Raw genomic sequence first — 25,795 nt, 5'->3', positions numbered from 1 at the left:
TTTTTAAGCTTTAGATATATTGCGGTTCCGTATATATTTGGATTATAGCAGTTTTCAGAGTTAAACATTATAACGTTATATTTACTTTTAGGCATAAGCATGTTATTTTAAACATTATAATGTTTGGGTGGAGGGGGTAGATAGTTTGAGTGATCGGAAGGAAGCTTCGGGGAGCAGATACGTTCTTCCCGAGGTAAAAAGGGTAAGCGGCGAGATCATCGATATTGTCATCGAGGATGGCAGGATCGCTGAAATTACCGATGCCGGAAAGGGCAGCGGGCAGCCGTTGAAGGATGTCGCGGGTGCCTATGTATCAAGCGGCTGGATCGATATGCACGTTCATGCCTTCCCTGAATTCGATCCTTACGGGGACGAAATTGATGAGATTGGCGTGAAGCAGGGTGTAACGACGATTGTGGATGCCGGAAGCTGCGGGGCGGAACGGATTGCCGACTTGGCGGCGAGCAGCGAGCAAGCCAAGACGAAGGTGCTGGCCTTCCTGAACATTTCACGGATCGGGCTATTAAGAATTGATGAGCTGTCCCGGCCGGAATGGATCGATAAGGAACAGGTAAAAGAAGCTCTGCGGCGATTCAGCGATTTCATTGTTGGGCTAAAAGCAAGGATCAGCAGGAGCGTTGTCGGTGAACGCGGCGTAGAGCCGCTTCGCATCGCCCGGGAGCTGTCCGGCGAGACGGGACTGCCGCTAATGGTACATATCGGGTCAGGTCCTCCGGATATTCGGGAGGTCATTCCTCTTTTACAGCGAAAAGATATTATTACCCATTATCTCAATGGAAAGAAGAACAATTTGTTTGAGGCGGACGGCCGGCCGCTGCAAATATTAAACGATGCCATCGCGAGAGGCGTTCATCTGGATGTCGGGCATGGAACGGCCAGCTTTTCCTTTCGTGTAGCGGAAGCGGCCAAACGCCATGGGATCGGACTGCATACGATCAGCACGGATATTTACCGGGGCAATCGGCTGAATGGCCCAGTCTACAGCATGGCTAACGTGCTGACCAAATTTCTCAGCCTGGGCTACACGTTAGAAGAGACGATCGCTGCGGTTACCAGCCATGCGGCTGAGTGGCTGGGCCGGCCGGAGCTGGGCCGGATTCAGGCAGGCGATGTTGCAAACTTGACGCTGTTTACGGTGGAGAACGAACGGGTAGAGCTCATCGATTCCGAAGGGGAGCGAAGAGTGGCGAACTGTCTAATTAAAGCTAAAGGAGTGGTTGCAGGTGGGGAATACATGGAATGCGAAGTACGGGCTTAAGCGGGTTATTAATGCCAGCGGACGGATGAGCATCCTGGGTGTGTCCGCGCCGTCCGACACGGTCATGGAAGCGATGAAGCAGGGCGGGCAGAGCTATGTCGAGATTGCGGATCTAGTTGACAAAGCAGGGGACCATGTTGCGCGGATTCTCGGTTCGGAAGCAGCGGTAGTCGTCAATTCGGCATCCAGCGGAATCGCCCTCTCGGTAGCGGCGTTAGTGACTCAGGGGAGTAAGCGCCGCAGCGAGCGCTTGCACCAGGAGATCATTACTAAGAATGAAATCATCATTCTGAAAGGACATAATGTGCAGTATGGCGCGCCAGTAGAAACGATGGTGTATCTGGGGGGCGGAAGGCTGCTGGAGGTCGGCTACGCCAATGAAGGCCGGGCAGAGCATATCGAGGAGGCCATTTCCGACAAGACCGCTGCCATCCTGTACGTCAAATCGCATCATGCTGTTCAGAAAAACATGATCTCGGTGGAAGAGGCGTGGGAGGTCGCTCAGCGCCGCGGTGTTCCGCTTATCGTGGATGCGGCGGCCGAAGAGGATCTTCAGAAATACGTGAAATATTCAGATTTGGCGATTTACAGCGGCTCGAAAGCCATTGAAGGCCCTACATCGGGCATTGTCGCCGGAAAACGGACCTTGATCGAATGGGTGAAAGTACAGCTGCACGGAATTGGCCGCAGTATGAAGGTGGGCAAGGAAACGACCTTCGGCTTGCTCCAGGCACTGGATGAATATATCGTTAAGGAAGACAAGAGTGAGCAGGAGAAGGCGCTGCTGGATAAATTAATGCCATTAAATAATATCGACGGGGTCGAGGTTACGGTTGTCCAGGATGAAGCAGGACGGGCGATTTACCGCGCCCGCGTTCAAATCAACCCGGAGAAGACAGGCATCACTGCCCAAGAGGTAGCGGCCGGGCTGCAGAACGGCGACATTGCCATATATACAAGGGATTACGGTGTACGCCAGGGGTACTTCGACATCGATCCGCGGCCGCTGCTCGGAGATGACATCGTCGTAATTGAAGCTAGAATACGCGAATTAACAGGGGGATGTTAATATGTCACAAATTTCCAAACGCTTCTATAAAGGCCGGGTCGCATTAAATGTTCTGGCTAAAGATGTAGAGAATGCCAAGGAGGTATTCGAGGCGGCTGAAGGCTATGTGCTGGTCGGTGTCCTATCCAAGGATTATGCTACCGTGGAAGAAGCGGTAGCGGCTATGAGGCAATATGGCCGGGAAATTGATGAAGCGGTATCGATCGGGCTCGGAGCTGGCGATAACCGCCAGGCGGCTGTCGTGGCGGAAATCGTTAAGCATTATCCCGGCAGCCATATTAATCAGGTATTTCCGGCCGTCGGAGCTACTCGTGCGAACCTAGGAGACAAGGAGAGCTGGATTAACAGCCTGGTATCGCCGACGGGGCAAGCAGGCTTCGTAAATATCTCAACTGGCCCGTTTAGTGCAGCGGGCAGCGAGCCTGCGATCGTGCCGGTGAAATCGGCCATTTCCCTCGTCAGGGATATGGGCGGAAATGCTCTGAAGTATTTTCCGATGGAGGGGCTGAGCCGGGAGGAAGAGTTCCGGGCCGTTGCCCGGGGCTGTGCCGAGGAGGGCTTTGCCCTCGAGCCGACGGGCGGCATTGACATGGATAATTTCGAGGCTATTTTACGGATCGCCCTGGAGGCAGGGGTTCAGCAGGTTATCCCGCATGTGTACTCTTCGATTATTGACAAGACCACGGGAGAAACCAAAGTCCAGGACGTTCGCGAGCTGCTGGCGATCATGAAGAGGCTGGCTGATAGGTATGTCTAAGCGGATAGCGGCGTTTGGCGAGGTCATGATGCGTCTGCAGGTCCCCGGATATGATCTGCTGTCACAGGGAAACACCTTGCAATATACTTTTTCCGGCACCGGGGTAAATATCGCCTCGGCGCTGGCGCGGTTCGGACATACAGGCAGCCTGGTCTCCCGTTTGCCGGACAATCCGCTTGGGGATGCCGCCGCAGCGTATTTACGGAAGCTGGGGATTTCCTCTACATTTATTTTAAGAGGGGGAAGTTATATCGGCATGTATTTTCTCGAGAACGGATTCGGCGTCAGGCCCAGCAGGGTGACCTATAGTAATCGCCTGGAAAGCAGCTTCAATACAGCACCGGCGGACGCGTATCAGTATGAAGATATTGCCCGGGGAATTGATGCGATTCATTTCTGCGGCATTAGCCTGGCTATGAATGATGGCGTTAGACAGCATATGAAAGCTTTGGCACGGGCAGTGAAGCAGCGGGGCGGTCTCGTTATTTTCGATTGCAATTACCGTCCGTCCCTATGGGGCGAGGGGGGATATAGCAGGGCGAAGCCGCATTACGAGGAGATGCTGCAGCTGGCGGACATCGTCATGATGAATGAGAAAGACGCGCTGTATACTTTGGGGATGAATACGGAGAAGAAAGAGCGTGAAGAGCAGCTTAAGGAGCTCATTCCAGCCGTTGCGAAGCAATACCAGATCCGGGTCATCGCTGGAACCCATCGCTGGATTCACAACGACAATTCTCATTCCTTGCGCGGCTTCCTGTTCAAGGATCAGGGCTTTTGCTTTTCAGATGTGCTGACGTTTTCCGTCTATGATAGAATAGGAGCTGGGGACGCTTTTACGAGCGGGATCATTCATGGCGAGCTGGAGAGCTTCCCGCCGGAGAAGACAGTCGCCTTTGCCGCGGCGGCCGGTATGTTAGCGCACACCGTATCGGGCGATACTCCGATGGCAGCTGAAGAAGAAATTCTGCGGGCTATGACGAAGTCCGTTGGCGATATAGAAAGGTAGTGGAAATAAGTGAGCTTGTCCAGAAAGGATAAACCGCTATATCTGCAAATCAAAAATATTTTAAAGGACCGGATCCTGCACGGCGTCTACCCTTTAGGGCAGAACATTCCATCTGAGCCGCAGCTGGAGCAGGAATTTTCCGTGAGCAAAATAACCGTTCGAGGCGCGATTCAAGAGCTGGTTCAGGAAGGCTATCTCGAAAGGGGCAGCGGAAAAGGAACCAAGGTGATTCGCAACAAGGCTGCCTCCAAGCTCTCGAAGTGGAAGCACTTCACAGAAATTCTGGTGGAGGAGGGACATCAAATCCACAAGAAGTGGCTGCGTGTGGAAGCGATCCGCACGGAGGCTGGTACGGAGCTGCACGAATTGTTCGGTGAACAATGCTATAAGCTGGAGCGGGTTTATTATCTTGATGACAGGCCTTATATTTACTATGCGCATTATTTGAGCATGGCTTTGGGCGAACTGGAGCTATCCGATCTGAACGCCCGCTCGTTGTATGAGCTGTTGGAGGAGCGCAGCATCTCTCTCGACAGGCTGCGTGACGAGTTCTCGGTTGCCGCGCCTCCGCCGGAAGCGGAAGAGATTTTGATGCTTAGCGGCAAGGGCCTGCCATTGCTCAAGAGATCGCGGTATTCTTATGATGAACATAGCAGCATCCGGGAATTTAGCGTCGGATATTACAATACGGAGCTGCAAAATTACGTCGTGAATTATGACGTGTAAATTGGTGGAATTCCTTGAATCCTGGTGGATGTGCTTCAGCTTAAGCTTAGTTTGACCGCAGCAGCTTAGAGAAGACCGTTTGATAGAATTAACATTGCAGGCGATGAACCAGAGGCAGCTGTCCAATCATGATAAATGTCTCCGCATATGATAGAAGTGGATATTATATGAAAGGAGAAGGCGTTATGGGATTGTATCCACACCATCATAAGGGAGGATATTGCTGTCCCCCGGGAGAGGCGATTATCGATCCTACGCAGTATGTGGTTAAAAACTATTATCATCCCCAGATCGTCCCGGTGATTCACCCGATTCAAATCATCAACAAGCATCACTGTGTTCCGATTCCCCATCATCAGTACACGTTTGAAACCAAGGATGTTTTTTGTTCAGCGAATTATCGCGGGAAGAAGGGAAAAAGATAATCTAATCTCCATAATGGAAGCAGTTCTCTAGGAAAACTGCTTTTTCTTGCGGGCACAGGCCGCCGGTATTTTGTTTGGCGGCTGTTTGAATGGTTCGTTTGGCGGGAGCATAAAGCTCGCCGTAAATAGAATGTCATAGAATTGCCATAATATGACGCTGAAATCGGCTAAAAGCGACTCCAATGGGCTATATGAGTGAGAAATGTTATAGCTTATCATGTAAGTCGAATGGGTCGACTGGGTTATCTCAGGGGAAAAGGGGGCATGGGAAGTTAAACTTATGAGGAATAGAGGAGTCGTGCCAGTACTTATCCTTGCCGGGCTGCTCCTGCTGCTTCCAGCTTTAGCAGCTGATCCGGCTTCTCCTGTGTTTGCGGAGTCATCGGCCGAGGCTGAAGCTGCAGAACAGCGGCTGCCGTCTCTTCAGCAATTGGTGGACGAAGCAAGGCCGGGAGACACCCTAGTGCTGACTGAAGAAAAATATGCAGGGCCTGCCGTGATAACCAAGCAGCTGACGATCGATGGCGGCAAGACGGCGATTCTCTATAACGAGACGGCGGAGGCGGCGATTCGGATCGAGGCGCCAGGCGTTATCGTCCGGGGAGTGAATATTTTGCAGGAGGCGGCCGGAGAGGAGACCGCTGCGGTTGCTGTGCACGCAGACCAGGCCGTTCTTCGGGAGCTCAGAATCAAAACCGCCGGCTTTGGCATTCTTCTGCGCGATGCAGACGAGGCCCTGCTTGATCGCAACGAAATTTCCTGGTTAAGCACATCGAATGAAGCGGATGTAACGATGGGCCAGAAGGGAAACGGCATCGATCTGTACAATTCGCATGACAATCGGATCGAGCGGAATACGATCGCGGGCATGCGGGACGGCATTTATTTGGAGAACAGCAATGGCCAGAGCATTGAGGACAACCGGCTGTATGCATCCCGTTACGGCATCCACTGCATGTATGTGAAGGACGTGCGGATTCTTAATAATCGGGGCGAGTCCAATGTGACGGGGGCTATGATTATGGGCGTGAGGGATGTGCATGTGGCCGGCAACATTTTCGCGAAGCAAAGCCGGAACGTGAACTCGCAAGGCATTTTATTGTTCGATGTGCAGAATTCGGTGATTGAGAGAAATCTCGTCGAAGGCAACAGAGTGGGGTTGTATATCGAGCTGTCAAAGGATAACCAAGTAATCGGGAATTCGATCGTTCGCAATTTTATCGGGATTCAATTCAAGCAAGCAGAGGGCAACCAGATCCAGTCCAACGATTTCGTGGCCAATGTGATCGAGGCGGAGGCGACGGATAGCAGAGAGAATGAACTCGCAGGGAATTATTGGGATTCGGCGCAAGGCCTGGATATGAATGCTGACGGGATTAGTGAAATACCGTATAGAATAAATCCTTTCTATCAAGAGCTGATAGCAAAGACGCCTGCGTTTCAGCTGTTTTTTCAATCGCCGGGCATGATGTTTCTGAGCGGCATGTACACGGAACAAGAGGAACGCTGGGCCAAGGACGGCGCGCCGCAAATGAAGCTGAATACCGCATTGGCAGCGGCTGCTCCGCAATTAGCGGCAGGCAATATGGCGGCTGAGCCGGTTATTTCCGATCAAACGCTGATTTTGATTATCGCTTCGATGCTGCTGGTAACAGCTATTTTAACTATACTTTATTCGGGGGTATCCAAATCATGAGAAAATGGTCATTAGCGTTGATTCTTGTACTTACATTCACATTATTGGCAGGCTGTGGTGGGGATAAATACGCGGCACAGGCCATTAATGAAGATGTGGATGTCTGCGTTGTATGCAATATGCAGGTGAAGGATGACGCCTTTGCCACGCAAATTGTGACGAAGGACGGCAAAAGCTTGAAATTCGACGATCTGGGCTGCATGAACACCTGGAAGCAGGAGAACGGTACGGACAATATAGGCATGGATTATGTCCGTGATTATAATGACAAGGAGTGGATCGAATTCAGCAAGGCGACCTATGTGTACGATGCATCGATTCGCACGCCGATGGCTTACGGAATTGTCAGCTTCAAGGATAAATCCTCCGCCGAAGCCTTCGTTAAAGAGCAGGGCGTGGGACAAGTCCTCAGCGCGGCTGAGCTTGCTAACCACAGCTGGCAGCAGAATCAAGGCATAATGCATATGCACGGAGAAGAGCACCATGAGCATGGCGGGGAGGACGGACACGCTGAAGATCACGAGCACGATGGAGTTCACGGGCATAATGGGGATCAAGAGCATAGTGGGGATTCAGGGCAAGAAGAAGCCCGCGGCGATGAGCAGCAAGGTGAAGTTCATAACGAAGAGCATGCTGCAGATCAAGCTGCAGAGCATGCCGAAGCCCATGACGAAGGCAGCCATCAATAAAAGAATGAGGTTATCACGATGACGGATATGCTTCAAGTTGCAAAAAGAGAAATCAAAATAGGGCTCCGCAATCCGTGGTCCTATTCATTTCTCCTCCTGTTTTCCGTATTCAGCGTAAGCTTGCTGCTCGTTAACTCCCAAAATGCGGTCAGCGGCTATTCCGCGATTACCGGCTCGATGCTGAGCCTCATTCTGTATCTGCTGCCGCTGATGACTTTGTTTCTGGGGTCCTTCTCTTTAACAGGGGAGAAGGAGGAAGGCAGCTGGCAGCTGCTATCGGCGTACCCGCTCGGCACCATGCCTTTTATCATCGGCAAATACGCCGGGTTATCGGTCGTTTTGCTGACCATCGTCTCTTTTGGCTATGGATTGATGGGAATCATTTCTGTTTTGACGGGGAAGGCATTCGAGCTTAACGCCTATTTGCTATTTTTTGCGTTCTCCTGCGGTCTGGTGCTGCTGTTTCTCGCGGCAGCTTTATTGGTCGGTTCTCTATCCAGAAACCGCTGGCAGGCTTTGACGTATTCCGTCATGATCTGGTTTTTTGCTGTTATCGGCTGGACGACCATACTTATTGCTGTGCTGGGCCAGCTGCCTTATTTGTGGATCAAGCCTGCCTTGACTGCACTAACGTTCCTGAATCCGGCGGAGCTGGTGCGCCTGTTTGTCGTCATTAAGCTGGGCGGCGGCTCCGTGCTCGGCCCGGAGTATTACGAATGGGTGACCTGGATTCAACAGCCCGGCGGCAGCCTGTTGTTTTTTGTAGTATGCTTGGCATGGATCGGGGTGTCCATTGCAGGGGTATATTGGATTTGGGAAAGGGGACGATCTCGTGGCTGATCCGTTCGTGGAGGTCGCTGGCGTGGGCAAGGTGATCAAGAAGCAGAAGCTCGTGGAGAATATCAATCTGCGCATCGAGGCGGGCAGCATCGTTGGCCTGTGCGGCGGGAATGGAGCGGGCAAGAGCACTGTTCTGCGGATGATCGCAGGAATCATGCAGCCGACGACCGGGGAGATTATCGTAAATAAGCTGCAGTGGAAAAAGGACAGGAAGCTGTTTTCGCAGCAGATCGGCTATATGCCGGATGATTTTCAATTCTCCCCCGGTCTGACGGCGGGGGAGGCGCTGTCCTTCTGGGCCGCGCTTCGCAAGGCTCCGGCGAGCCGGGTTGAGGAAGTGCTGGAGACTGTGGGCCTGCAGGACAAACGCGACAAGCAGGTGCACACCTTCTCCAAGGGCATGCGGCAGCGCATGCTGTTTGCCCAGGCTATGCTGGGCAAGCCGCCGCTTCTAATTATGGACGAGCCGACCAACGGGCTTGATCCTTACTGGATGGACGAGTTCGTCCGGCTGCTGCGGAACCTTCGGGGCGAAGGCCATACCGTGCTGTTTTCTACACATCAGCTGGAAATTGCCGAAGAAGTGGCGGATTACGTCGTCTTCTTGAATAACGGCCGCAATTATGGCGAGGGTACGGTGGAGCATTTCCGCCAGCAGTATGGTACTTACCCGCTTCATGCGGCGTTTCGACAAAGCTTGGGAATACAATCTTCAGTAGGTGAATCGATATGAACAGACAGGAAAACCGGGGGCTGCGCATTAACGCTGTAATTACTCTATTATTAGGTTTGTTTGCTATAGGAGCGATCGGCACGATTATCGCATCCTCTAAAGACGATAAACAGACGGAGAAGGCAAGGCTGGTGATTGGCAAGAGCGCTCCGGACTTCGAAGTGACGAATACGCACGGGGACAAGGTTGCGTTGTCCGATTACCGGGGCAAAGTGGTCGTGCTGAACTTCTGGGCCTCCTGGTGCGGGCCCTGTGTCAAGGAAATGCCGCTGATCAACGAGGTATATCAGTCGGATCAAGCGGATTTGGCTGTGTTATTCGTCAATGCCGGCGAATCCAAGGGCACCGTCAATGAATTTCTGGCCGAGAACGATTTTGATTTTCCGGTCATGATCGACGTTACGGGCAAGGTGGCTGGGTTATACGGGATAGTGGGCCTGCCGGTCACCTATATTATTGATAAACAAGGGAACCTCCACCAATCCATCGTTGGGGAAATTACGAGCAGCGAACAGCTTCAGACTTATATTCAAGCCGCAGCAGATGAATAAAGCTTATGCTTTGCTCATCTGCTTCAGTCTTTTTACAGAATATCACTGCTGCAAAGCGAGAGAGGGTATGTTCCGTGACTTACAAGCAAATCAAATGGATGATTCTGTTCATACCGACGATCACTGTCGGCCTATGGGAGTATGTCCGTCATCAGTTTCTGCTTCCGTATATTTCGATGGATTTGGGCAATTGGCTTACGCCGGTTCTGGTCTATTTTGTAAGCGTGACATTGTTGAACAGGCTGTTTTACATGCTGGAGCAAATCCAGCAGGAGCTCCAAGCGGAGCGGACGGCTAAAGCGGCACTTGAGGCAAGGGAGCATCTCGCCAAAGAGCTGCATGACGGCATTGCGCAATCTGTGTTTTTGCTGTCCGTTAAGGTGGATCGCCTCGAGTTTACGTCAGATCAGAGGAAGTATGATGAGGAAATTTTCCAAATCCGCAAGACGGTGCATGAGGTGAACCGTTATGTGCGACAGGCGATTGCCAATCTCAGATATTCCGCTGTGCCGGAGGCGATGGTTCTGCAGCGGGAGACGTTAGAGGAGAAGGTTAAGCAGATTTCCGGGGAGGTGCTCGTCCCGATTGAGGTTGAGTGGAGCATTCCCGACGGGCTCCTGAGCGCGAAAGAGAAGGTGGAGCTGCTGGCCAGCATCCGGGAGGCGGTCGTCAATATTCAGAAGCACGCCCAGGCTACCAAGGGCTGGATTCGGGGCGAGCCTCTGGCGAATCGGCCGGGCTGGAGGGTTATGATCCAGGATAACGGCATCGGCTTCAAGGGGGATTCACAGCAATGGAAAGGCGGCTACGGCCTGCTTATCCTGCAGGAAAGAGCTAGAGAGATGAATTGGATTTTTCGGATTTCTGCAGACAATAAACATACAACCGTTGAGCTGCGCAATAATGGTTGCCTATCAGGTGAGCTTCATCTATAATGTGCGATAATAGTCACTCTTAACGATCGCGGGAAGGGGTGCTGACTATTGTAAGGACAAGGCATCTAGTGAAGGGAGCTGAAGAAAGATAGGAGCTATTAGAACAAGAATCGGCAGACTGGTTGGTAATTTTAAAGCGAAGTTGTTTATTTCTATCGGAATCATCCTTATCATTCCTTCTTTAGTCGTAGGTATCCTGGCGGCCAAGAGCGCCATGAACGGGATTCAGGAGCAAATTACGCAGAGTGCTACCGAATCCATCAGGCTGGCAAATTCGATGATTGATGAGCTCGTTCAGCCTAAGCTGCACGATGTGCAATTTTTTGCAGGGGAGCTTGAGGCGAACAGTCTGGATGATCTCAAACTGGCGGCCACAAGAGCTTCTTTTGAACAATATGTCAAGCTTCACCCGGAGGTCAGCCTGATCTATTACGGGACAAAGGAAGGAAAAAGTCTCATTATGCCAGAGCAGCAGTTATCGAAGGAGGTTGATCCCCGGACGAGGCCGTGGTATGAGGCGGCATTGAAGGAACAGGGGCGGCCCGTAGTGAGTCAGCCTTATATTTCTGCTGACGATGACAAGGACATAACGATATCGGTGTCCATGGCGACGGCTGACGGCTCTGGAGTTATCGGCCTTGATCTGCGAATGGACAAGATTAGAGAAACGCTCAGCGATATTAAAGTCGGCAAGGAAGGCTACGCGATTCTTCTCGACAGGGAGCAGCATTATATTGTTCATCCGATGCATACCTCCGGAGAGAAAACAAACGAGCCTGCCGAACTGAAAATGTACGATGAGGACAAAGGGGAGTATACCTATACCCTGGATGGCCAGCACAAGTACATGACATACATAACCAATCCGCTGACGGGATGGAAGATCGGGGGAACGATCTATCTATCCGAAGTCAGCCAGGCTGCTAAGCCGATCATATTCAATACACTGATCACAGGAGTTATTTGTCTCTTGATCGGCTTCACATTTATTTACTTTATGATTCAATCGATAATCCGGCCGATCCGCAACTTGAAGGAGCGGGCCCAAAGCGTAAGCGAAGGGGATTTGACCCAGCAAATTCAGGTGGAATCGGCAGACGAAATTGGTCAATTGGCCGAAGCCTTCCAAGTCATGCAGCAGAAGCTGCGCAGTCTGATCGGCAAGGTAGGGGAAGACGCAGAGCAGGTAGCCCGCTCTTCTGGCGAGCTGACGTCAAGCTCGGAGCAGACTGCCGAGACCAGCCGCCATATTGCGGAAGCGGTACAGGACATTGCCGGCGGGGCCGAACGGCAGACTGCAGGACTGGAGCAGGCGACTTCGGCGCTGGCCGAGATTGCCCAGGGGGTTGCGCTCATTGCCGAGCGTTCAAGCGCCGTAGCCGAATTGGCGAGGACTTCCTCGGTTCAGGCGGAGGAGGGCAGCCTCGCGGTAGAGCAGAATGGCAATCAGATGGGCTCGATCTTCCAATCGGTCGAGCAGTCGAATGGCATGATCCGTTCCCTGCACGAACGCACGCACGAAATCGGAGAGATCACGAAGCTAATCGGAGATATTGCCCGACAGACGAATCTGCTCGCCCTGAATGCCGCGATTGAAGCGGCGCGGGCAGGCGAACACGGGAGCGGCTTTGCGGTAGTCGCGAACGAAGTCCGCAAGCTGGCGGAGCAATCAGGGGAGTCTGCGCTGCGAATTACAGGGCTGATCGAGAGCATACAGCAGGACGCCGAGGAGTCGGTACAGACGATGACGCGCGTGACCACAGAGGTCGAGGAAGGGCTGAACATCTCCGTCCTTGCCATGCAGCGGCTGGAGCAGGCCATGGGCGGAATCCGCGAGACGACGCCGCAAATTGCCGAAATTGCCGCGACAGCGCAGCAAATTTCGGCGAGCGTCCAGCAGATTGTGGCCACGGCCAACGAGCTGTCGATGATCGCTACCGGCAACGCATCTGCCGCACAGGAGGTTGCCGCTTCCTCCGAGGAGCAGCTGGCAGCAATGGAGCAAATCTCCTCCTCCGCTCTGATTTTATCGGAGATGGCAGCTGAGCTGAAGACGGTTATCGGGAAATTCAAGTACTAGCAATCAAGGCCGGGAAATAGACAGCTAATTTCAAAGCAAGGACCACGCCGTTAGGTGCTGTGGTCCTTGCTTTATTTTTCGATAACAAGCCGTTACAATGATATTTGTTATAGCAGCCGCAGGCGCTGCTGTTAATATGGGATAATTCACAGAATGTTAACAACTTGGAAAGGAAATTAGCCCCAAAGCGTCATTTTTGCCTCATAATTATGAGATATACTGCCAGCAAGGGGGGGAATAGTCATAAAAAAAACCAGTCTAGTGTTGATATTGGCGGCATTGATCTTATTAAGCCTCTTCTTTATCCCGCTAAACGTTAAGCCTTCAGGGCAGACGCGGATGATCCTGGATCATACCCTGCAAGTATATGTCTCTCCGCCTTGCTTTAACGAGGCTAAGTTAACGAATAATATAGCGGAGTCTACGCTCGCCAAAGCGAGGGAGCTGCAGTATGAAGCTGATGCCAAGTGCACTACGGATTCGCTGTCAGGCCAGAAGATGAGCATTATGGATGCTATATTAAGCAGCCTAGGTGCCATAAAAGGACCATGGGATTGGTAATAAATAATTCATTAAGAGGGGGTTCAGGCAGATTATGAAGAGATGGACGGCAGCGCTCATGGTGCTTATGATCGCGGTTATCGCAGGGTGCGCCTATGGAGGAAGCCAGGCAGGACTGCCGGATCAGCTTCCGGAAATGATCGAGGTGCAAATCCTAAGCGAGCCCGAGAAGCTGAATTCCGGGGAGCCTGTGGCGATTCAAGCCAAAGTTACCCAGGGCAATGAAGCTGTGACGGATGCCAAATCGGTTATGTTCGAGGTGTGGCATAGCGGGGACGAGCATCATGAGATGCTGGAGGGCACGCACGCCGGAGACGGGATATACAGCATCGAGAAAACCTTTGAGCAGGATGGCGTATATAATGTTATTGCTCATGTGACGGCACGGGACATGCATAATATGCCTCGGAAGCAATTTATCGTCGGCACGGTATCGGATGAAGAGATTGAACAGGCGAAGGACTCACTCTATGACCAAAGCTCGCACATGAATTAGTTGACGGGAAAGAGGGATGGCAAGTGAGAATGGGAATAGGACAATTTCTGCTGGTCTTGTTGCTCATAATCTCAGTATTCACTCTATCTGCTTGCGGGCCATCGGCGCCAAAGGATAACCGTTCGGCCTCCTTGCAGGAAGCCGGCAGCAATAGCGGCGCGCAGCCGAGGCTAATCTACAAACAGAGCTGCGCGGGCTGCCATGCTGCGGATCTTAGCGGAAACATCGGTCCGAGCCTGCAGGAAATCGGCTCTACGCTTAGCGAAGAAGAGATTTTTGAAGCGATTAGCTCGGGAAGGCAAGGGATGCCTCCTTTCGAGAAAAGGTTGCAGGCAGAGGAGATTCAGGCTCTGGCTGCCTGGCTCGCCGCCCCTGCAGGTTCAGCTGAGGGAGAGTCCCCATAAGGCGAATACAGCGGCGAATCGATGGGGCGGCGCCCGAACCGAATTGAACCGTTTAGTGCCTATCAGGCCGCTTCCGGTAAGCTGGGCACTAGGCAATCTTTGCTCCTCAGCCCGCCAGCAGCTTCCCTTTAAAGCGGATATAGAGGAAAACGCCCGCCGCCGAGAAGAACAACGCGGTTTCCAGCAGGAATCCGAATAAGCTTCTTGAACTGTCTGCTCCGCTGTGCCCGCTGACGATGATGACCAGGAGCATGGAAGCGAGCAGGATCACAGCGTCCAGGGCAAGTGATGGGAGCAGCTTCATGATGCGGGCAAGCCTGATTTTTAGCGCGTATAAATTCCATAAGGAAGCGACGATTTCCATCGCGATAATCCCCAGGGTGGCTCCGATATACCCCCAGCCGGGAATGCCGATAAGGACATACTGAATAACGATGGAGCAGATGATACCTGTAAGCAGCCCGTAAAAGGAAACTTTCTTGATATCCTGCGACCATAAGACGCTCGTAGATAATTCCCGGAAGCCGACGATGACGGGAAGCGCGGCTAAATATTGAATGGGCTCTGCCGCCTCGGGCGTATTGAAGATGAACACGGACAGCTCGCGGGCGTATACATAAATGTAGATGGCAGCGGTCAAGCCCCATAGCCAGGATACCTCCAGCGATAAGGCCAGCAGCCTGCGGAATTCGGACCACAGCTTGCGCTGCCAGCAGCTGGCCAAGCGCATCGTTACAGTGTGGCTAAGCGCTTGGGTGACGAGTGTAGGCGTATAGGCCATAATGGCCGCCATTCCGGTAATGACGCCATACATGGCTGTAGCCCGGGAGGTGTCATATCCGGCAGCCATCAGTCTGCCGGGAATGAGAATCGCATCGATGAAATCGGAAGCAGGGATCAGCAGGCGCGTTAGCGATATAACGAAGGAAGCCTTTAGCAGCCAGGCAAAGGGGAGCTGGGATACCGCTACCGGCGCTATCGGGTTCTTTCTTTGGTCTGCGGAGACATAGATGGTGAGCAGCGCAAACGATACGATGACCCCGATAAAAGCGGCAAGCACACCACCGCCGACCGCCACATGTATGCCATGCGACAGCAGATGGCCGACTATCAGCAGCATGAAGACGATCCGGCTGCCCTGCTCTGTTAATTCGGATAATGCGATAATGTTGAATCGTTCCAGCCCCTGTAAGTAACCTCTCAGCAGCCCCAGCAATGGAGCGGCAAAAATAGCCGGTGCCAAACTCCGCAAGGCATACCCTAGGCCGGGATTTCCCAAGATATTGGAAATGGCTGGAGAATTCCAGAAGACGATCATGCTTGATAGGCCCCCGAACAATACTAGAAAGAGCGAAATCCACTTAAAAAAATGCCACCCCAGCCACGGCTTTTTTGCCGTAATAATGGCCAGAGCCGTCGGCAGGCCTCCGGAAATCATAAGCAGCAGCCCATAGAAGGAATAGGCTATCTGATACAGGCCGATCCCCTCGGCGCCAACAAGCCGGGTCAGGATTACGCGGCCGACCAGGCCGATCAATTTGACGATAGCCATAGCCCCGGCTCTGATTGCCGACTGTTTTAACAGGCGGGATAATTTCATATGTCCTCCAGCATAACCGTCGATATCATTCTGTTCCTATTGTATGACGATAATTTGCGGTTATGCTGACAAGCCCCGCGTCGTTTCCTCAGTCCTTAATGTGCACCAGCAAATACTTCGTATGCTGATCCCATCCCAAATCGAAAGGCACGCGGTAACGATCCGCCGAGTGAGAATTGACGAGCGGATAGCCGTAGTCATCGAAGCCTACGACAATAGAGAAATGATCCACATCGCTGCCGCTGATGATGTACCCGATCAGGTCGCCGGGTTCAATACGTGAGATTGCTCCCTGGGGATGCTTGGCTGAAGGTGTAACGATGTCCTGAAAATGGCCTCTGGCCAGCAGCTTCCCGTACCCGGAATATACGAGAAAATGATAGAAGGAATCCGTCCGGATCCAGGCTTCGCTTCCTCCTTTATTGGCGAAATAACGCCAGCCTCCGGTTTTGGGCAGTCCTCCGCCTTCCTCATCATCCCCGATCACTTGGGAGGCGAAGTTCGTGCAGTCGCCGCCCTGACCGGAATAATCGGCATATTTGCGGTTATATCGGTGGTTATTGCCAGCACCCCAGGCGGTTCCTGCATATTTATTGGCGTATTCCACAGCCCGGGCCCGGCGATATTTTTTGCTGTCCACTAATGCTTTGTCATAGCTCACGGAAGGAGAGAGACCGTCCTCCGTTGCGGCAATTTTCTTCGGGTTCTCATCCAGAGGATCCAAATACCATTCCTTATGAACCTTCCAGGCGTCTCCATCCTTCTTCAAGGTGAGGAAATGCTCCGTTCCAATACCGAAGGACTGAACAGGCACAATTTTATTCGAATAGGTATAATCGATCTTCAGCGAGTGAACCAGCGAAATTTTAGCCGTCTCCCCGGTCATTCTCAGGCGTACGATGCGAATATCGCTGCTTGCTTTAACGAGCTTGATCGACCTCTTGCCCGCCCATTCGTTAAGATAGTTCGTACGGTTCTCCTCATGGCTGCAGGCATGCCTGCCGATTTTAGTGCTGATGAGGTAGTAGCTCTTCAATCGGGCTGTGTCCCGGCTGACCAGCACTTCTGCCCGAGCTTTGTAAAGCTTGTCCAGAAAGGCTCGAACCTCATTCTCCCGCTCGCCCTCTGAACCTAAGGCGATCCCCGCCTTCAAGGGAAGCAAAGCAAGACACAGGATCAACACGATGGATATCATTTTATTAGTCATGTTCATATTCACCATCCAGGCTGGCAGAAACGATCACGCTACTCATGCTCCTTTTTTTGTATTTTTCGCTTTACGCCCTTAATTTTGGAGAATTTCTGCATTTAGGCGGCAACCATTGACATAGCCAGTTTCTTAGGGGTAGTTTTTGCTATATATTGTGCATTCTATTCGCTTTGCCACTGACCTGGCTGCAATGGATAGGATATCCGCAGAACGCTTTTCTAAGCAGGAAACTTATAGCTAAACAGGGGTTTACAAGGCCTTCGCTTTGGAATATCATGGGGCTATTACAATGACAGGAAGGACGCTGACATGGAAACCACCCAAACTACACGACTCATAAGACCGGAAGCGATGATCTTTGACATGGACGGCACGCTGTTCAGAACGGAAACCTTGCTTATTCCGGTATATCACCGCTTATTCGACCAGCTGAGGGAAGAGAAGCTGTATAGCGGGGAGACGCCGCCGGAAGAAAGAATCCTTGGCGGGCTTGGCATGCTGCTGGATGACATCTGGAAGAGAGTGCTCCCGGATCATGATGTGACCGTCCATCGGCGTGCAGACGAATTGCTGCTGGAATTTGAGCTTGTCGGTTTGAAGGAATATGATACAGAGCTGTATCCCCTTGTAGCAGAGACTTTGAAGAAGCTGCAGGAGCGAGGGGTTCGCCTGTTCGTGGCGAGCAATGGCCTGGAGCATTATGTCAAAGAGGTCGCGAATGCCCATGGCATAGCATCTCTGTTCGAGGGCATTTATAGCGCTGGCGAGTATCAGACAGCCTCCAAGGTTGATTTGGTTCGGCTGCTGCTTGATCAGCATGGCGTAAGCAGCGCCTGGATGATCGGCGACCGTTCCTCTGACGTCGAGGCGGGCAAAGAGAACGGCCAGACGGTGATCGGCTGCGCCTATGCCGGGTTCGGCCAAGGGCAGGAGCTGGAGGGAGCCGATCGGCTGATCGCCTCCTTCGATGAACTGATTCGGCTGTATGATCAAGCTGTAGAACTTGAAAAACAAGGATAGCCAGATGCCAAATAGACTAAGCCGCCCTTTCCGTCAGGAAGGGGCGGCTCTTTGTTTATATAACCATAAGGCGTACTCAAGCGGCCTTACGATGGCCATACGGTAAGCATCGGAATCGCCGGATTGGATGAATACCTCGCGTGCCGGCTTCGGATTGACCTCAAGCACATATACCATTCCGCTGGGATCGATGGCGAGATCCAGGGCCAGCTCGCAAAGCGCTCCGAAATTAGCTTCAAGCGTTGCAGCGATATCGAGGCTGAGCTTCTCTGCCGTTCGCCGGATCTCCGCCCGCTTCTCCTCGCTATGATTGGAATGCTTCAGGAGCGTGCCCATCGGGACAGCATGGCCTCCGCCATGCAAATTGGAGGTTACGCTTCGGGGAGGACCGACCCTTCCGGCACACCCGGTAACTTCCCAGCGTCCTGTCCCGCTCTTCTGGACGAGCATGCGATAATCATGCACCCGGCCGTTCGGCAGCTTGATATTGATCCCTTGCTGTACCATATAGCGCTTCTTGCCCTTCCAGCGCAGCAGATACGGGGCGAGCCTTGCCTTGTGGACCTTCTGGACTGGAATAATCCTCCTGCTTAGCTTGCGCCCTTGGATGAGATAGGTTTCCGGTCCAACTCGGTCCACGCGCAGAATGCCTCTTCCTCCCGTTCCCTGCATCGGTTTAACATAAATGCTGGAATGGTAGCGCATGAGTCGGTGCACATCGCTCATATCCTGGAATATGGCCGTATCCGGCAGGTGGGGCTTGAACCTCGGCTTGCGGGAGAGGAGCTGGTATATCGTCCACTTATCCCGAAGCGGCCGATTCAGGAATGTCAGGTTGCCGTAGCGGCTGCGAAATCTGACGAGCTGCTCGAAGCGCTTATTCCTCTGGATACGCCCCCGGTCAAAAATTAGATGCGGAAAGCTGCGCCACTTTCGGGACCATCTTCTTGATTTTGGATCGTAGTTCAGGGCATAAATCATTTTTTTCTTATCATACACATCCGACGGCGTAAACACGAAAACATCCAATCCGATTTTCTGGCCTTCTGTAATCATTTTCTGATAAATATGCCGTTCCTCTAGCTGCTTTCTGTCATTCATATACAGCGTCAATATGCCAAGGACGGGTTGAGACAATACGTTCACCTTCTTTGTCTGGTAGTGGGGTTCTTAGGGCTCGGGCTAGGGAACCGGCTTCTTAAGCTGATTGACCAAATGCTGGCTGTATTGAAAAATGCGCTCCAGCGACTTTTTGCGGATTTGCGGTTCATCAAATTTCATCGGCTTGCTGTTCGCCTCGAAGAACCACATATTTCCTTCTGTATCTATACCGAGATCCATCGACATCTCTCCCAGCATATGCCCGGAGGCCTTCTCGATCTGTTTGGCGATCAGCACGGCATTGGACTTCAGGCGGTTCAGGATCAGCGTGGCCATTTCGCTTCCGAACGACGGATTCAGCAGCTTTTCAGGCGACTCGATGCTGCCGCCCTGCGGCACGTGGGTCGTAATCCGCTTTAGACCGGCCAGCCGTGCGCCTACCCCGGTGACCATCCATATCCCTTTTCCCGTCTTTTGAACGAGCACGCGCAAGTCGAAATTGCGATCCTTGTACGTCGCGAGCTGGATAGCTTCCTGCATAATATAGGGGGTATTGTTCATCTCTGTCTTGATTCTCTTCCACAGATATCCTAAATTGGCCGTACGATATACGATATGTCTGTATTTCCTGCCCTGAATCGTTAATTGGTAGGGCTTAGCATGTTCAGCTTCATATTGCAGCAGCATGATTCCCTTGCCGGCCTTGCCGCTTTCGGGCTTCAGATAAAGCTTCTCATAGGTCGCAAGCATGGAGGCCAGCGTCTTGGGGCCAAGCAGCCGCTTGGTATCGGGAACAAGCGCCCTGGTGGAGCGGTTTTTCCGGAGCCACTCGAACAGCTTGCGCTTGTTGAAGAAATAGGGATTATAGATTTGGATCGATTCATGCAGCAGGCATTCCTGGATTTTTTCGCGGACGCTTCGTTTGCGTTCGTCTTCCCGCTGCGGGATCCGATTATAGATGACGTCGGGAAGAGGGAACCACTGCTTCATCCAAGCTTTATCGCCCGTATTGTATTGATAGCCGCGAATCCGTTTGGCGGACAGCTTCAAATCCTTGGTCGTTACGACATATACGGGAAAATTCAAATCCTTCCCGGTGTTGACGATATCTTTGAAATTGGCTTTGTTTCCGCGGAACAGGCAATCGGGATCCGCCACGGTCAGCACGGCGACGACAGGCTTTCTGTCGATTAAGAGATGGCTCATCAGCCTTCCCTCCTCCGGAATTTACTGAGATAGAGGCAGTGTTCTAAAATATGCTCGATGGATGCTTTGCCTTCGGCTTTCAGGGAAGGGTGCTGGAATATGGATCTTCCCGGCTTGGCATTGGCCTCGAACATCCAGATTTTTTCATCCTTGTCTATTCCGATATCAAAGCCGATTTCTCCAATCAAATGCTGATGGTGATACTCGATCGCCTCAGCCAGCGTAATGGCGACGCTCTTGGCATGCCTTAGCACCTCGTCGGCTCGGGCGCCGAAGGCGCGGCTGAGCGCTTGTTCGGGAGTGAGCAGCGAACCGCCGTTTTTGAGATGCGTCGTTACGCTGCCTTTTCCCGCCTTCTTGGCTCCGATGCCTACGACTACCCAATTGTTCCGGCCGTTTTTATGCATATGGAATCGGAAATCGATCGGGCAGCCGTCTATTTCAATGAGACGGATGCCTTGCTGGGCCACATAGCTCCGCAGCTGGCGCCCATGCCTGGCCTGCAGGGTTCGGATGAGACTTCCGAAGGAACTGAAGCGCAGCAGCGCATTACTTCCTGTTTTACGGTAACGGGCGTAATAACCGTTTTTGGGAATGTAGGATAATCTGTAAATGCCGTTGCCGAGGCTTCCGTTGTTCGGCTTGTAATAAATGAGCGAATGCCTATCTAGCAAATCCTTAATTTGTTCGGGCGTGGGATTCATAATGGATTCTGGGACGTAGCGGTTAACTGAGCTGTCTCTTTCCAGCAGTCTGTAAATATCCGATTTATTAAAGAAGCTCCAGTTAAAGAACGGGATTTTTCTGCGGATGAACCGTTCCCGCAGTTGGTTGATGGGGGTTGTCGTCTCAGCTCTGCGGCTCGGCAAGCGGTTATAGACGACATCCGGGAGAGAAACCTTCTTGCGATGGAATCGTCCGGACTCTCCCAGGAAATAGCCGTTGACTGTCTCTTGCTCCCAATTGATATCCCGCGGGGTGAAGGCAAAAATGTAGGATTGCTTGCTTCCTTGCTTGAGAAGCTGCTTGATGAAGCTGGTTCTGGAGCCGAAAGGATTGTCGGACGAATTGGTAGGCCCGTCGGACAGCACGCCGATAAGCGGGCCGATCTGTACCTCGCCCTCTTGGAGACTGCGGAGAAACACGCCTCCTGATTTCGGAATTTTAATTCCTTTGCGAACGCCCGTAGCGAGATATAGATGATTCCCCGGCTTATGAATCGGTTTGACTGCAGCAGGAATGCGTTCTTGGCCAAGCCTGAGATGGACTGACTTTTTCCCTGACAGTTTCAGGTTCTTCATTAAAGATCCCGACACGTAGACAACCCTTTGAGGCTGCTGCGTGAAATGGACGTTGCAGAAAGTCAAGCTCATGAATTTATCCTCCTAAACGTATTGCGAAGCAAAGCACTTCAAAAGCCCAAGGCTCCATTTTTGCAAAATGAAAAGGCTCATAGATCAGGCTAAAGTTTTGCGGAGCAGCAAGTACCGGGCGTACTGTATCGGATTCTCCACGGATTTTCGAGCCCCCTGGATGTCGCCGATGCGGAACAAGGAGGATCTGCCGGGCTTGGAGTTAACTTCTAGAATCCATACATGTCCCCTGCGATCGACGCCAAAATCAATCCCGAGCTCAGCCAGCCTGCCGAAATGGGCCTCCAGATGGCCGGGGATAGCCTCCGACAAAAAACGTATGATTTGCACGGCCCTTATCCCGAAACGATGGCCCAGCTCCTTGCTGAGAAAAGGGAGGGCCTTATAAGCGTTTCCGCCTCCATGCAGGTTAGAGGTAAGGGAGTCCTTGCGTCCGGCCCGTACGGCCATCCCGGTCATACTCCACAAGCCGTTTTCACCTTTTTGCATGAGCACTCTGACATCAAAGGGCTCTCCTTTGGCATTGCTCAGCTGCAAATAGGGCTGGAGCAAAAATAGCCTTGACCCAATGAAGCGTCGTATCCAATCAAGTCCGTCCTGCTTGGATCGGAATTTCTTGCGGAACAATTGGTTGCTTCTGTCTCTGCCGGTCAATATAAGCGCCTCTTCCGGCTCATCCGATTCCTTGACATGCAGGGTCCGTTTGCCGTGCGTGCCGTTTTGCGGCTTAAGGAAGGCTTCGCCGCCGTGATCAGACAGCCATTGGCTTAATTGGAGAGAGCCTTCATATCGGACTGTATCGGGGAGATAAGGGACGAATAGGCTGTTTTTTCTCAGGGCTTGATAGACGGACCACTTGCCTGTAAGTCCACGGGCTAAATATACGAAGGGCTGAAGTCCGGTCAATATTTCCAGGCAGCGCTGCTTGCGGCGCTGCTGTTTCTTGTCATGGGAAATGCAGCGGTCATAAATGATTTCCGGGGCTGGAAATGGCTTGCGTATCCATTTTCCGTTCTCAAACGTATATCCAGGAATGCTTCTGCGGCTGGTCGTTACCCATCCTGGACAAAATACGTATATCGTCATTCCCTGCTGATGGCCAATTTGGCATAATTGGCGGCAAAACGCTGCTTCTGCAAATGGGAGGGGGCCGTTGCATTCGCCTACCATAATGCCTACGATTCCTTGAGGAGCTGAGCTCATATTTTCGAATTCCTCCTTGTTAGAAGCCGGACAAGAAGCGAGAATATTCAATGACTTGTTTGACGGAAGGACGGATCTTGCTCCCGCCAATCGGCGTATTATCGTTCTTCGAGGGCTTGGAGTTGACTTCCAGCAGCCAGATTCGTCCTTGCTGATCGACTGCAAGGTCAATGCCCAGTTCGCCAAAATGGGCCGGGATATGCTCATCGATGCCGATAGCGATATCGAGCGCCGCCTTTTTCAGTCTGGCGCTTAGTTTCGCCTTGATTTTGGGCGGAAGCATGCTGCGCGAGACCGCGTCCTTTAACGAGCAGAGCGAGCCCCCCCGTGCCAGGTTGGATACGAAATGCTGATTTCCGGCGATCCGGGCGACGATGGAGGTGATGTTCCATTTTCCGAGCCGATTCTTTTGCACCAGCGCGCGGAAATCTACCGGACGCCGATCCATCATCATGAGATGGAGCCCTTGCTGAATCTGGTAGCGCGTCGATTTCATTTTGCCGGACAGGGATGAGAAGAGCTTGGCAAGACTTGCATAATTTTGCTTCTGGGTGCCGCCCACCTGTACGGTTAGCGCCTGATAGCCTCCCCCCTCCAGCCGGGATATCCGAATAATGCCCTTGCCGAGGCTGCCCTTGATCGGTTTGAGGAAGACGATCGGGTGTTTGCTGCACATGGATCTCAGCATCGCGTAATTGCGGAGCAGATGCGATTCAGGCATGTACGCCGACAGGAGCGGAGCGTGGCTGAGGGCATCGAACACCTCGGTTTTATCCAGAAATTTTTCGTTGAAATAGTGGCTGCCGTAGAGGGATTTTACTTCTTTCATGAAATGCTGTACGCTAGGTTTATTCTCCAATTTGCGCGATGTCAGACGGTTGTAGAAGACGTTTGCGGCAGGAAGCTCGGTTTTCCTCCAGCCATCCGCATAAATCCATCCCGTTACATTGGAGCTGCTGCTCCCGATATGGGATGGCGTAAAGAAATACACAAAGACTCCTTGCCGTTGACAAGCGTTAACGAGCTCCCGGCAGAATAAGGTGATTGGACCGAAGGGCCTTTCGAAAGCCTCCGGGTAGTCTTGGCTGATTAGTACCCCGAGGACCGGTCCGAGCTGAATCGTGGAGGAATGGGGACGATAAATGATCCGAAGCGTCGACCTTGCTGGAAGAGCCATGCTTTTGGCAAGCTTCTGGCTGATCCGGATCCCCTCTAGCCGGGACAAGGGAATGACTTTGACATTGTGCCGGAATGAACCGAAGGACAGCTGAAGCGGATGATTGGTCGGGATTTTCAACTGCTTGATGAGCAGTTCTCCAAGTACGAGACAGTCATCCTCCAGCAAACCCGAGTTCATGATTTGTACTTTTATTTTTTTGGAGTGCATGAAGCGGATCTCCTTCCAAGCTTAGGCTTGATGTCTTGGATGCGTCTTCGTAAATACATGTAATGCATCATATGAGGACATAGAATCCTTGGTGATTAACCCATCTTTGAAATAACTTTGAGCAAAAGCAGGCGAATGGCGGAGATTCCAGGCCTATCAAGCAGGCTGACGACACGTACAGACGCATAGCGTGCTGCAAATTGTGACAGTCGCCTAGATATTGGCGAAATAATTAGGCTCGTTAGTGATACTTAGGGATATACAGGGAGGATTTCAGGTTGGCAGATTGGTTATACATTATGGTCAGCGTCTCCATAGCTGCGTTTGTAGGCGGAGTCACGAATCATTTTGCGATAAAAATGCTGTTTCACCCGAGGAACCCGGTTATGATCGGCAAGCGGCGCGTTCCGTTTACGCCGGGGCTTATTCCCAAGCGCCGGGATGATATAGCGGAGTCTCTGGGCAGCGTCGTATCGGATTATCTCGTGACTCCGGAAGGGCTTCAGGAGATGGTGCTGCGGCCTGAGTTCCGCAGCCAGGCTGAGGAGAAGCTCCGCTCCCTGCTGAGTCGCTGGGCGAACAGCAGCATGACAGTAAAGGAAGCGGCTCTTCATGTATGGTCGGAAGAAGAATGGGAATCGGTTAAGGGCAGGACGGCAGCTGCGCTGACAGCGATACTTCAATTGGGATTCCGGCAGGCTTGGCATAAATATGAATGGGAGCACAAGCCGCTCAGAAGCATCGTCCCCGGCTGGAACGACGACAATCGGCAGCTTTGGAGCGAGGCGGCAGCAGGTGCGATCCTGGAAGCTGCAGCAGAGGAGCTGCTCAGCTCGCAGGGCCAGCGGCTGCTTGCTAAAATGGCCGCCGGCCTTGCGAATAGCACGGGGGGCTTCCTTGGAACGATGGCAGCGATTTTTATGGATGAGGAGAAGCTCGTTCAGAGGCTCACACCGGCGCTTGTCCGCGTTCTACAGGGAGAGGAGGCCCGCAGCAGGGTTGCTTCCGCCATCAAAGCCCGGCTCGAGGTCTACGGAGAGAAGCCGATCGGCGAGCTGTTCGCCTCCGTGGCAGGGAGCGAGCCGGAGGTCTGGATCGGGACTAAGCTTGAAGAGCTCCCTGCAGCAGACTGGATAACCAGGGCTGAGGGCGTAAGGATCTCTTCATTGCTTGCACCGTGGCACAGCCAAGCGGAAGCAGCTGTTCCCGGCATTGCGGATCGCTTGCTGGGGATCATTGCCCGAATCATCCCTCCGGCGATGAAGGTGATCCGGCTGCCGCAGCTCGTCAAGGAGCAGGTGCAGAAATTCCCGGTAGAGCGGCTGGAGGAGGTTATACTCAGCGTATCCGGCAAGGAATTTAGAGCGATTACCTGGCTTGGGGTACTGCTAGGCGGTATGATTGGATTGATCCAATCACTGCTGCTGCTGTGGGTTGGAAGGTAA

General features: G+C 52.4%; 25 protein-coding genes. 18 read left to right on the top strand and 7 right to left on the bottom strand.

Annotation, left to right across the window (positions count from 1 at the left end):
* Positions 1 to 145 precede the first annotated feature (145 nt).
* From BN2762_RS21175 to BN2762_RS21100, 16 genes are all read left to right on the top strand, one after another.
* Positions 146 to 1,279 (top strand): amidohydrolase/deacetylase family metallohydrolase, encoded by a 1,134-nt coding sequence (locus tag BN2762_RS21175; protein WP_055108847.1) that lies wholly within the window; start codon positions 146 to 148, stop codon positions 1,277 to 1,279.
* Entirely contained in the window at positions 1,245 to 2,348 is a 1,104-nt protein-coding gene (locus tag BN2762_RS21170) for a DgaE family pyridoxal phosphate-dependent ammonia lyase (protein ID WP_055108846.1), read from the top strand. Before BN2762_RS21175 ends, BN2762_RS21170 begins: the two co-directional genes overlap by 35 nt.
* Position 2,349: 1 nt before the next feature.
* A complete protein-coding gene (gene dagF / locus BN2762_RS21165) occupies positions 2,350 to 3,105 on the top strand; it encodes a 2-dehydro-3-deoxy-phosphogluconate aldolase (protein WP_055108845.1) in 756 nt (251 codons plus the stop codon).
* Positions 3,098 to 4,114 (top strand): sugar kinase, encoded by a 1,017-nt coding sequence (locus tag BN2762_RS21160; protein ID WP_055108844.1) that lies wholly within the window; start codon positions 3,098 to 3,100, stop codon positions 4,112 to 4,114. The genes dagF and BN2762_RS21160 overlap by 8 nt, the downstream gene beginning before the upstream one ends.
* A 9-nt stretch (positions 4,115 to 4,123) precedes the next feature.
* Entirely contained in the window at positions 4,124 to 4,840 is a 717-nt protein-coding gene (locus BN2762_RS21155) for a GntR family transcriptional regulator (protein ID WP_055108843.1), read from the top strand.
* A gap of 185 nt (positions 4,841 to 5,025) precedes the next feature.
* A complete protein-coding gene (locus tag BN2762_RS21150) occupies positions 5,026 to 5,265 on the top strand; it encodes a hypothetical protein (protein ID WP_055108842.1) in 240 nt (79 codons plus the stop codon).
* A 280-nt stretch (positions 5,266 to 5,545) separates the two neighbouring features.
* Positions 5,546 to 6,961 (top strand): NosD domain-containing protein, encoded by a 1,416-nt coding sequence (locus BN2762_RS21145; protein ID WP_055108841.1) that lies wholly within the window; start codon positions 5,546 to 5,548, stop codon positions 6,959 to 6,961.
* Positions 6,958 to 7,650: a nitrous oxide reductase accessory protein NosL gene (locus tag BN2762_RS21140; protein WP_055108840.1), complete on the top strand. Its 693-nt coding sequence runs from the start codon at positions 6,958 to 6,960 to the stop codon at positions 7,648 to 7,650. Before BN2762_RS21145 ends, BN2762_RS21140 begins: the two co-directional genes overlap by 4 nt.
* Before the next feature lie 18 nt (positions 7,651 to 7,668).
* Entirely contained in the window at positions 7,669 to 8,490 is an 822-nt protein-coding gene (locus tag BN2762_RS21135; RefSeq protein WP_055108839.1) for an ABC transporter permease, read from the top strand.
* Positions 8,483 to 9,223 (top strand): ABC transporter ATP-binding protein, encoded by a 741-nt coding sequence (locus BN2762_RS21130; protein WP_055108838.1) that lies wholly within the window; start codon positions 8,483 to 8,485, stop codon positions 9,221 to 9,223. Before BN2762_RS21135 ends, BN2762_RS21130 begins: the two co-directional genes overlap by 8 nt.
* Positions 9,220 to 9,774, top strand: a complete 555-nt coding sequence (locus BN2762_RS21125; protein WP_055108837.1) for a TlpA family protein disulfide reductase — start codon at positions 9,220 to 9,222, stop codon at positions 9,772 to 9,774. Before BN2762_RS21130 ends, BN2762_RS21125 begins: the two co-directional genes overlap by 4 nt.
* 74 nt (positions 9,775 to 9,848) lie before the next feature.
* The gene (locus tag BN2762_RS21120) at positions 9,849 to 10,709 is read left to right on the top strand and encodes a sensor histidine kinase (RefSeq protein ID WP_055108836.1); all 861 of its coding nucleotides are present in this window, start codon (positions 9,849 to 9,851) and stop codon (positions 10,707 to 10,709) included.
* A gap of 142 nt (positions 10,710 to 10,851) precedes the next feature.
* Positions 10,852 to 12,789, top strand: a complete 1,938-nt coding sequence (locus BN2762_RS21115; RefSeq protein ID WP_230202558.1) for a methyl-accepting chemotaxis protein — start codon at positions 10,852 to 10,854, stop codon at positions 12,787 to 12,789.
* Positions 12,790 to 13,050: 261 nt separating this feature from the next.
* A complete protein-coding gene (locus tag BN2762_RS21110; RefSeq protein WP_055108834.1) occupies positions 13,051 to 13,350 on the top strand; it encodes a hypothetical protein in 300 nt (99 codons plus the stop codon).
* A gap of 34 nt (positions 13,351 to 13,384) precedes the next feature.
* Positions 13,385 to 13,846 carry a FixH family protein gene (locus BN2762_RS21105; RefSeq protein WP_055108833.1) on the top strand — a complete coding sequence of 154 codons (462 nt, stop codon included), beginning with the start codon at positions 13,385 to 13,387 and terminating at the stop codon, positions 13,844 to 13,846.
* A gap of 29 nt (positions 13,847 to 13,875) precedes the next feature.
* On the top strand, positions 13,876 to 14,250 hold the full coding sequence (locus BN2762_RS21100; RefSeq protein WP_055108832.1) for a c-type cytochrome: 375 nt from the start codon (positions 13,876 to 13,878) through the stop codon (positions 14,248 to 14,250).
* A 106-nt stretch (positions 14,251 to 14,356) separates the two neighbouring features.
* Here BN2762_RS21100 and BN2762_RS21095 read toward each other — a convergent pair whose 3' ends face one another.
* Positions 14,357 to 15,850, bottom strand: a complete 1,494-nt coding sequence (locus BN2762_RS21095) for an oligosaccharide flippase family protein (protein WP_055108831.1) — start codon at positions 15,848 to 15,850, stop codon at positions 14,357 to 14,359.
* An 88-nt stretch (positions 15,851 to 15,938) separates the two neighbouring features.
* A complete protein-coding gene (locus BN2762_RS21090; protein ID WP_055110266.1) occupies positions 15,939 to 17,057 on the bottom strand; it encodes an amidase domain-containing protein in 1,119 nt (372 codons plus the stop codon).
* A gap of 312 nt (positions 17,058 to 17,369) precedes the next feature.
* On the opposite strand from BN2762_RS21090, the gene BN2762_RS21085 reads away from it, so the two are divergent.
* On the top strand, positions 17,370 to 18,080 hold the full coding sequence (locus BN2762_RS21085; protein WP_055108830.1) for an HAD family hydrolase: 711 nt from the start codon (positions 17,370 to 17,372) through the stop codon (positions 18,078 to 18,080).
* A 33-nt stretch (positions 18,081 to 18,113) separates the two neighbouring features.
* Here the strand turns inward: BN2762_RS21085 and BN2762_RS21080 are convergent, their stop codons facing one another.
* The 5 genes from BN2762_RS21080 to BN2762_RS21060 form a co-directional block, all read right to left on the bottom strand.
* Positions 18,114 to 19,217, bottom strand: a complete 1,104-nt coding sequence (locus BN2762_RS21080; protein WP_055108829.1) for a YheC/YheD family endospore coat-associated protein — start codon at positions 19,215 to 19,217, stop codon at positions 18,114 to 18,116.
* A 45-nt stretch (positions 19,218 to 19,262) separates the two neighbouring features.
* A complete protein-coding gene (locus BN2762_RS21075) occupies positions 19,263 to 20,387 on the bottom strand; it encodes a YheC/YheD family endospore coat-associated protein (protein WP_055108828.1) in 1,125 nt (374 codons plus the stop codon).
* Positions 20,387 to 21,760 (bottom strand): YheC/YheD family endospore coat-associated protein, encoded by a 1,374-nt coding sequence (locus BN2762_RS21070; RefSeq protein ID WP_055108827.1) that lies wholly within the window; start codon positions 21,758 to 21,760, stop codon positions 20,387 to 20,389. The genes BN2762_RS21075 and BN2762_RS21070 overlap by 1 nt, the downstream gene beginning before the upstream one ends.
* A gap of 84 nt (positions 21,761 to 21,844) precedes the next feature.
* Positions 21,845 to 22,963, bottom strand: a complete 1,119-nt coding sequence (locus BN2762_RS21065; RefSeq protein ID WP_055108826.1) for a YheC/YheD family endospore coat-associated protein — start codon at positions 22,961 to 22,963, stop codon at positions 21,845 to 21,847.
* Positions 22,964 to 22,982: 19 nt separating this feature from the next.
* Positions 22,983 to 24,350 (bottom strand): YheC/YheD family endospore coat-associated protein, encoded by a 1,368-nt coding sequence (locus BN2762_RS21060; RefSeq protein ID WP_055108825.1) that lies wholly within the window; start codon positions 24,348 to 24,350, stop codon positions 22,983 to 22,985.
* 278 nt (positions 24,351 to 24,628) lie between these two features.
* On the opposite strand from BN2762_RS21060, the gene BN2762_RS21055 reads away from it, so the two are divergent.
* On the top strand, positions 24,629 to 25,795 hold the full coding sequence (locus BN2762_RS21055) for a DUF445 domain-containing protein (protein WP_055108824.1): 1,167 nt from the start codon (positions 24,629 to 24,631) through the stop codon (positions 25,793 to 25,795).

The organism is Paenibacillus ihumii, assembly GCF_001403875.1.
Lineage (GTDB): Bacteria > Bacillota > Bacilli > Paenibacillales > Paenibacillaceae > Fontibacillus > Fontibacillus ihumii.
Note: the sequence above shows the minus strand (reverse complement) of the source record. Positions and strands in the feature narration are given on the sequence as shown.

Coding starts and splice junctions, on each gene's coding strand:
- dagF (WP_055108845.1), top strand. CDS start 2,350: ATGTCACAAATTTCCAAACGCTTCTATAAAGGCCGGGTCGCATTAAAT.
- BN2762_RS21160 (WP_055108844.1), top strand. CDS start 3,098: ATGTCTAAGCGGATAGCGGCGTTTGGCGAGGTCATGATGCGTCTGCAG.
- BN2762_RS21150 (WP_055108842.1), top strand. CDS start 5,026: ATGGGATTGTATCCACACCATCATAAGGGAGGATATTGCTGTCCCCCG.
- BN2762_RS21145 (WP_055108841.1), top strand. CDS start 5,546: ATGAGGAATAGAGGAGTCGTGCCAGTACTTATCCTTGCCGGGCTGCTC.
- BN2762_RS21140 (WP_055108840.1), top strand. CDS start 6,958: ATGAGAAAATGGTCATTAGCGTTGATTCTTGTACTTACATTCACATTA.
- BN2762_RS21135 (WP_055108839.1), top strand. CDS start 7,669: ATGACGGATATGCTTCAAGTTGCAAAAAGAGAAATCAAAATAGGGCTC.
- BN2762_RS21125 (WP_055108837.1), top strand. CDS start 9,220: ATGAACAGACAGGAAAACCGGGGGCTGCGCATTAACGCTGTAATTACT.
- BN2762_RS21105 (WP_055108833.1), top strand. CDS start 13,385: ATGAAGAGATGGACGGCAGCGCTCATGGTGCTTATGATCGCGGTTATC.
- BN2762_RS21100 (WP_055108832.1), top strand. CDS start 13,876: ATGGGAATAGGACAATTTCTGCTGGTCTTGTTGCTCATAATCTCAGTA.
- BN2762_RS21095 (WP_055108831.1), bottom strand. CDS start 15,850: ATGAAATTATCCCGCCTGTTAAAACAGTCGGCAATCAGAGCCGGGGCT.
- BN2762_RS21090 (WP_055110266.1), bottom strand. CDS start 17,057: ATGACTAATAAAATGATATCCATCGTGTTGATCCTGTGTCTTGCTTTG.
- BN2762_RS21085 (WP_055108830.1), top strand. CDS start 17,370: ATGGAAACCACCCAAACTACACGACTCATAAGACCGGAAGCGATGATC.
- BN2762_RS21075 (WP_055108828.1), bottom strand. CDS start 20,387: ATGAGCCATCTCTTAATCGACAGAAAGCCTGTCGTCGCCGTGCTGACC.
- BN2762_RS21070 (WP_055108827.1), bottom strand. CDS start 21,760: ATGAGCTTGACTTTCTGCAACGTCCATTTCACGCAGCAGCCTCAAAGG.
- BN2762_RS21065 (WP_055108826.1), bottom strand. CDS start 22,963: ATGAGCTCAGCTCCTCAAGGAATCGTAGGCATTATGGTAGGCGAATGC.
- BN2762_RS21060 (WP_055108825.1), bottom strand. CDS start 24,350: ATGCACTCCAAAAAAATAAAAGTACAAATCATGAACTCGGGTTTGCTG.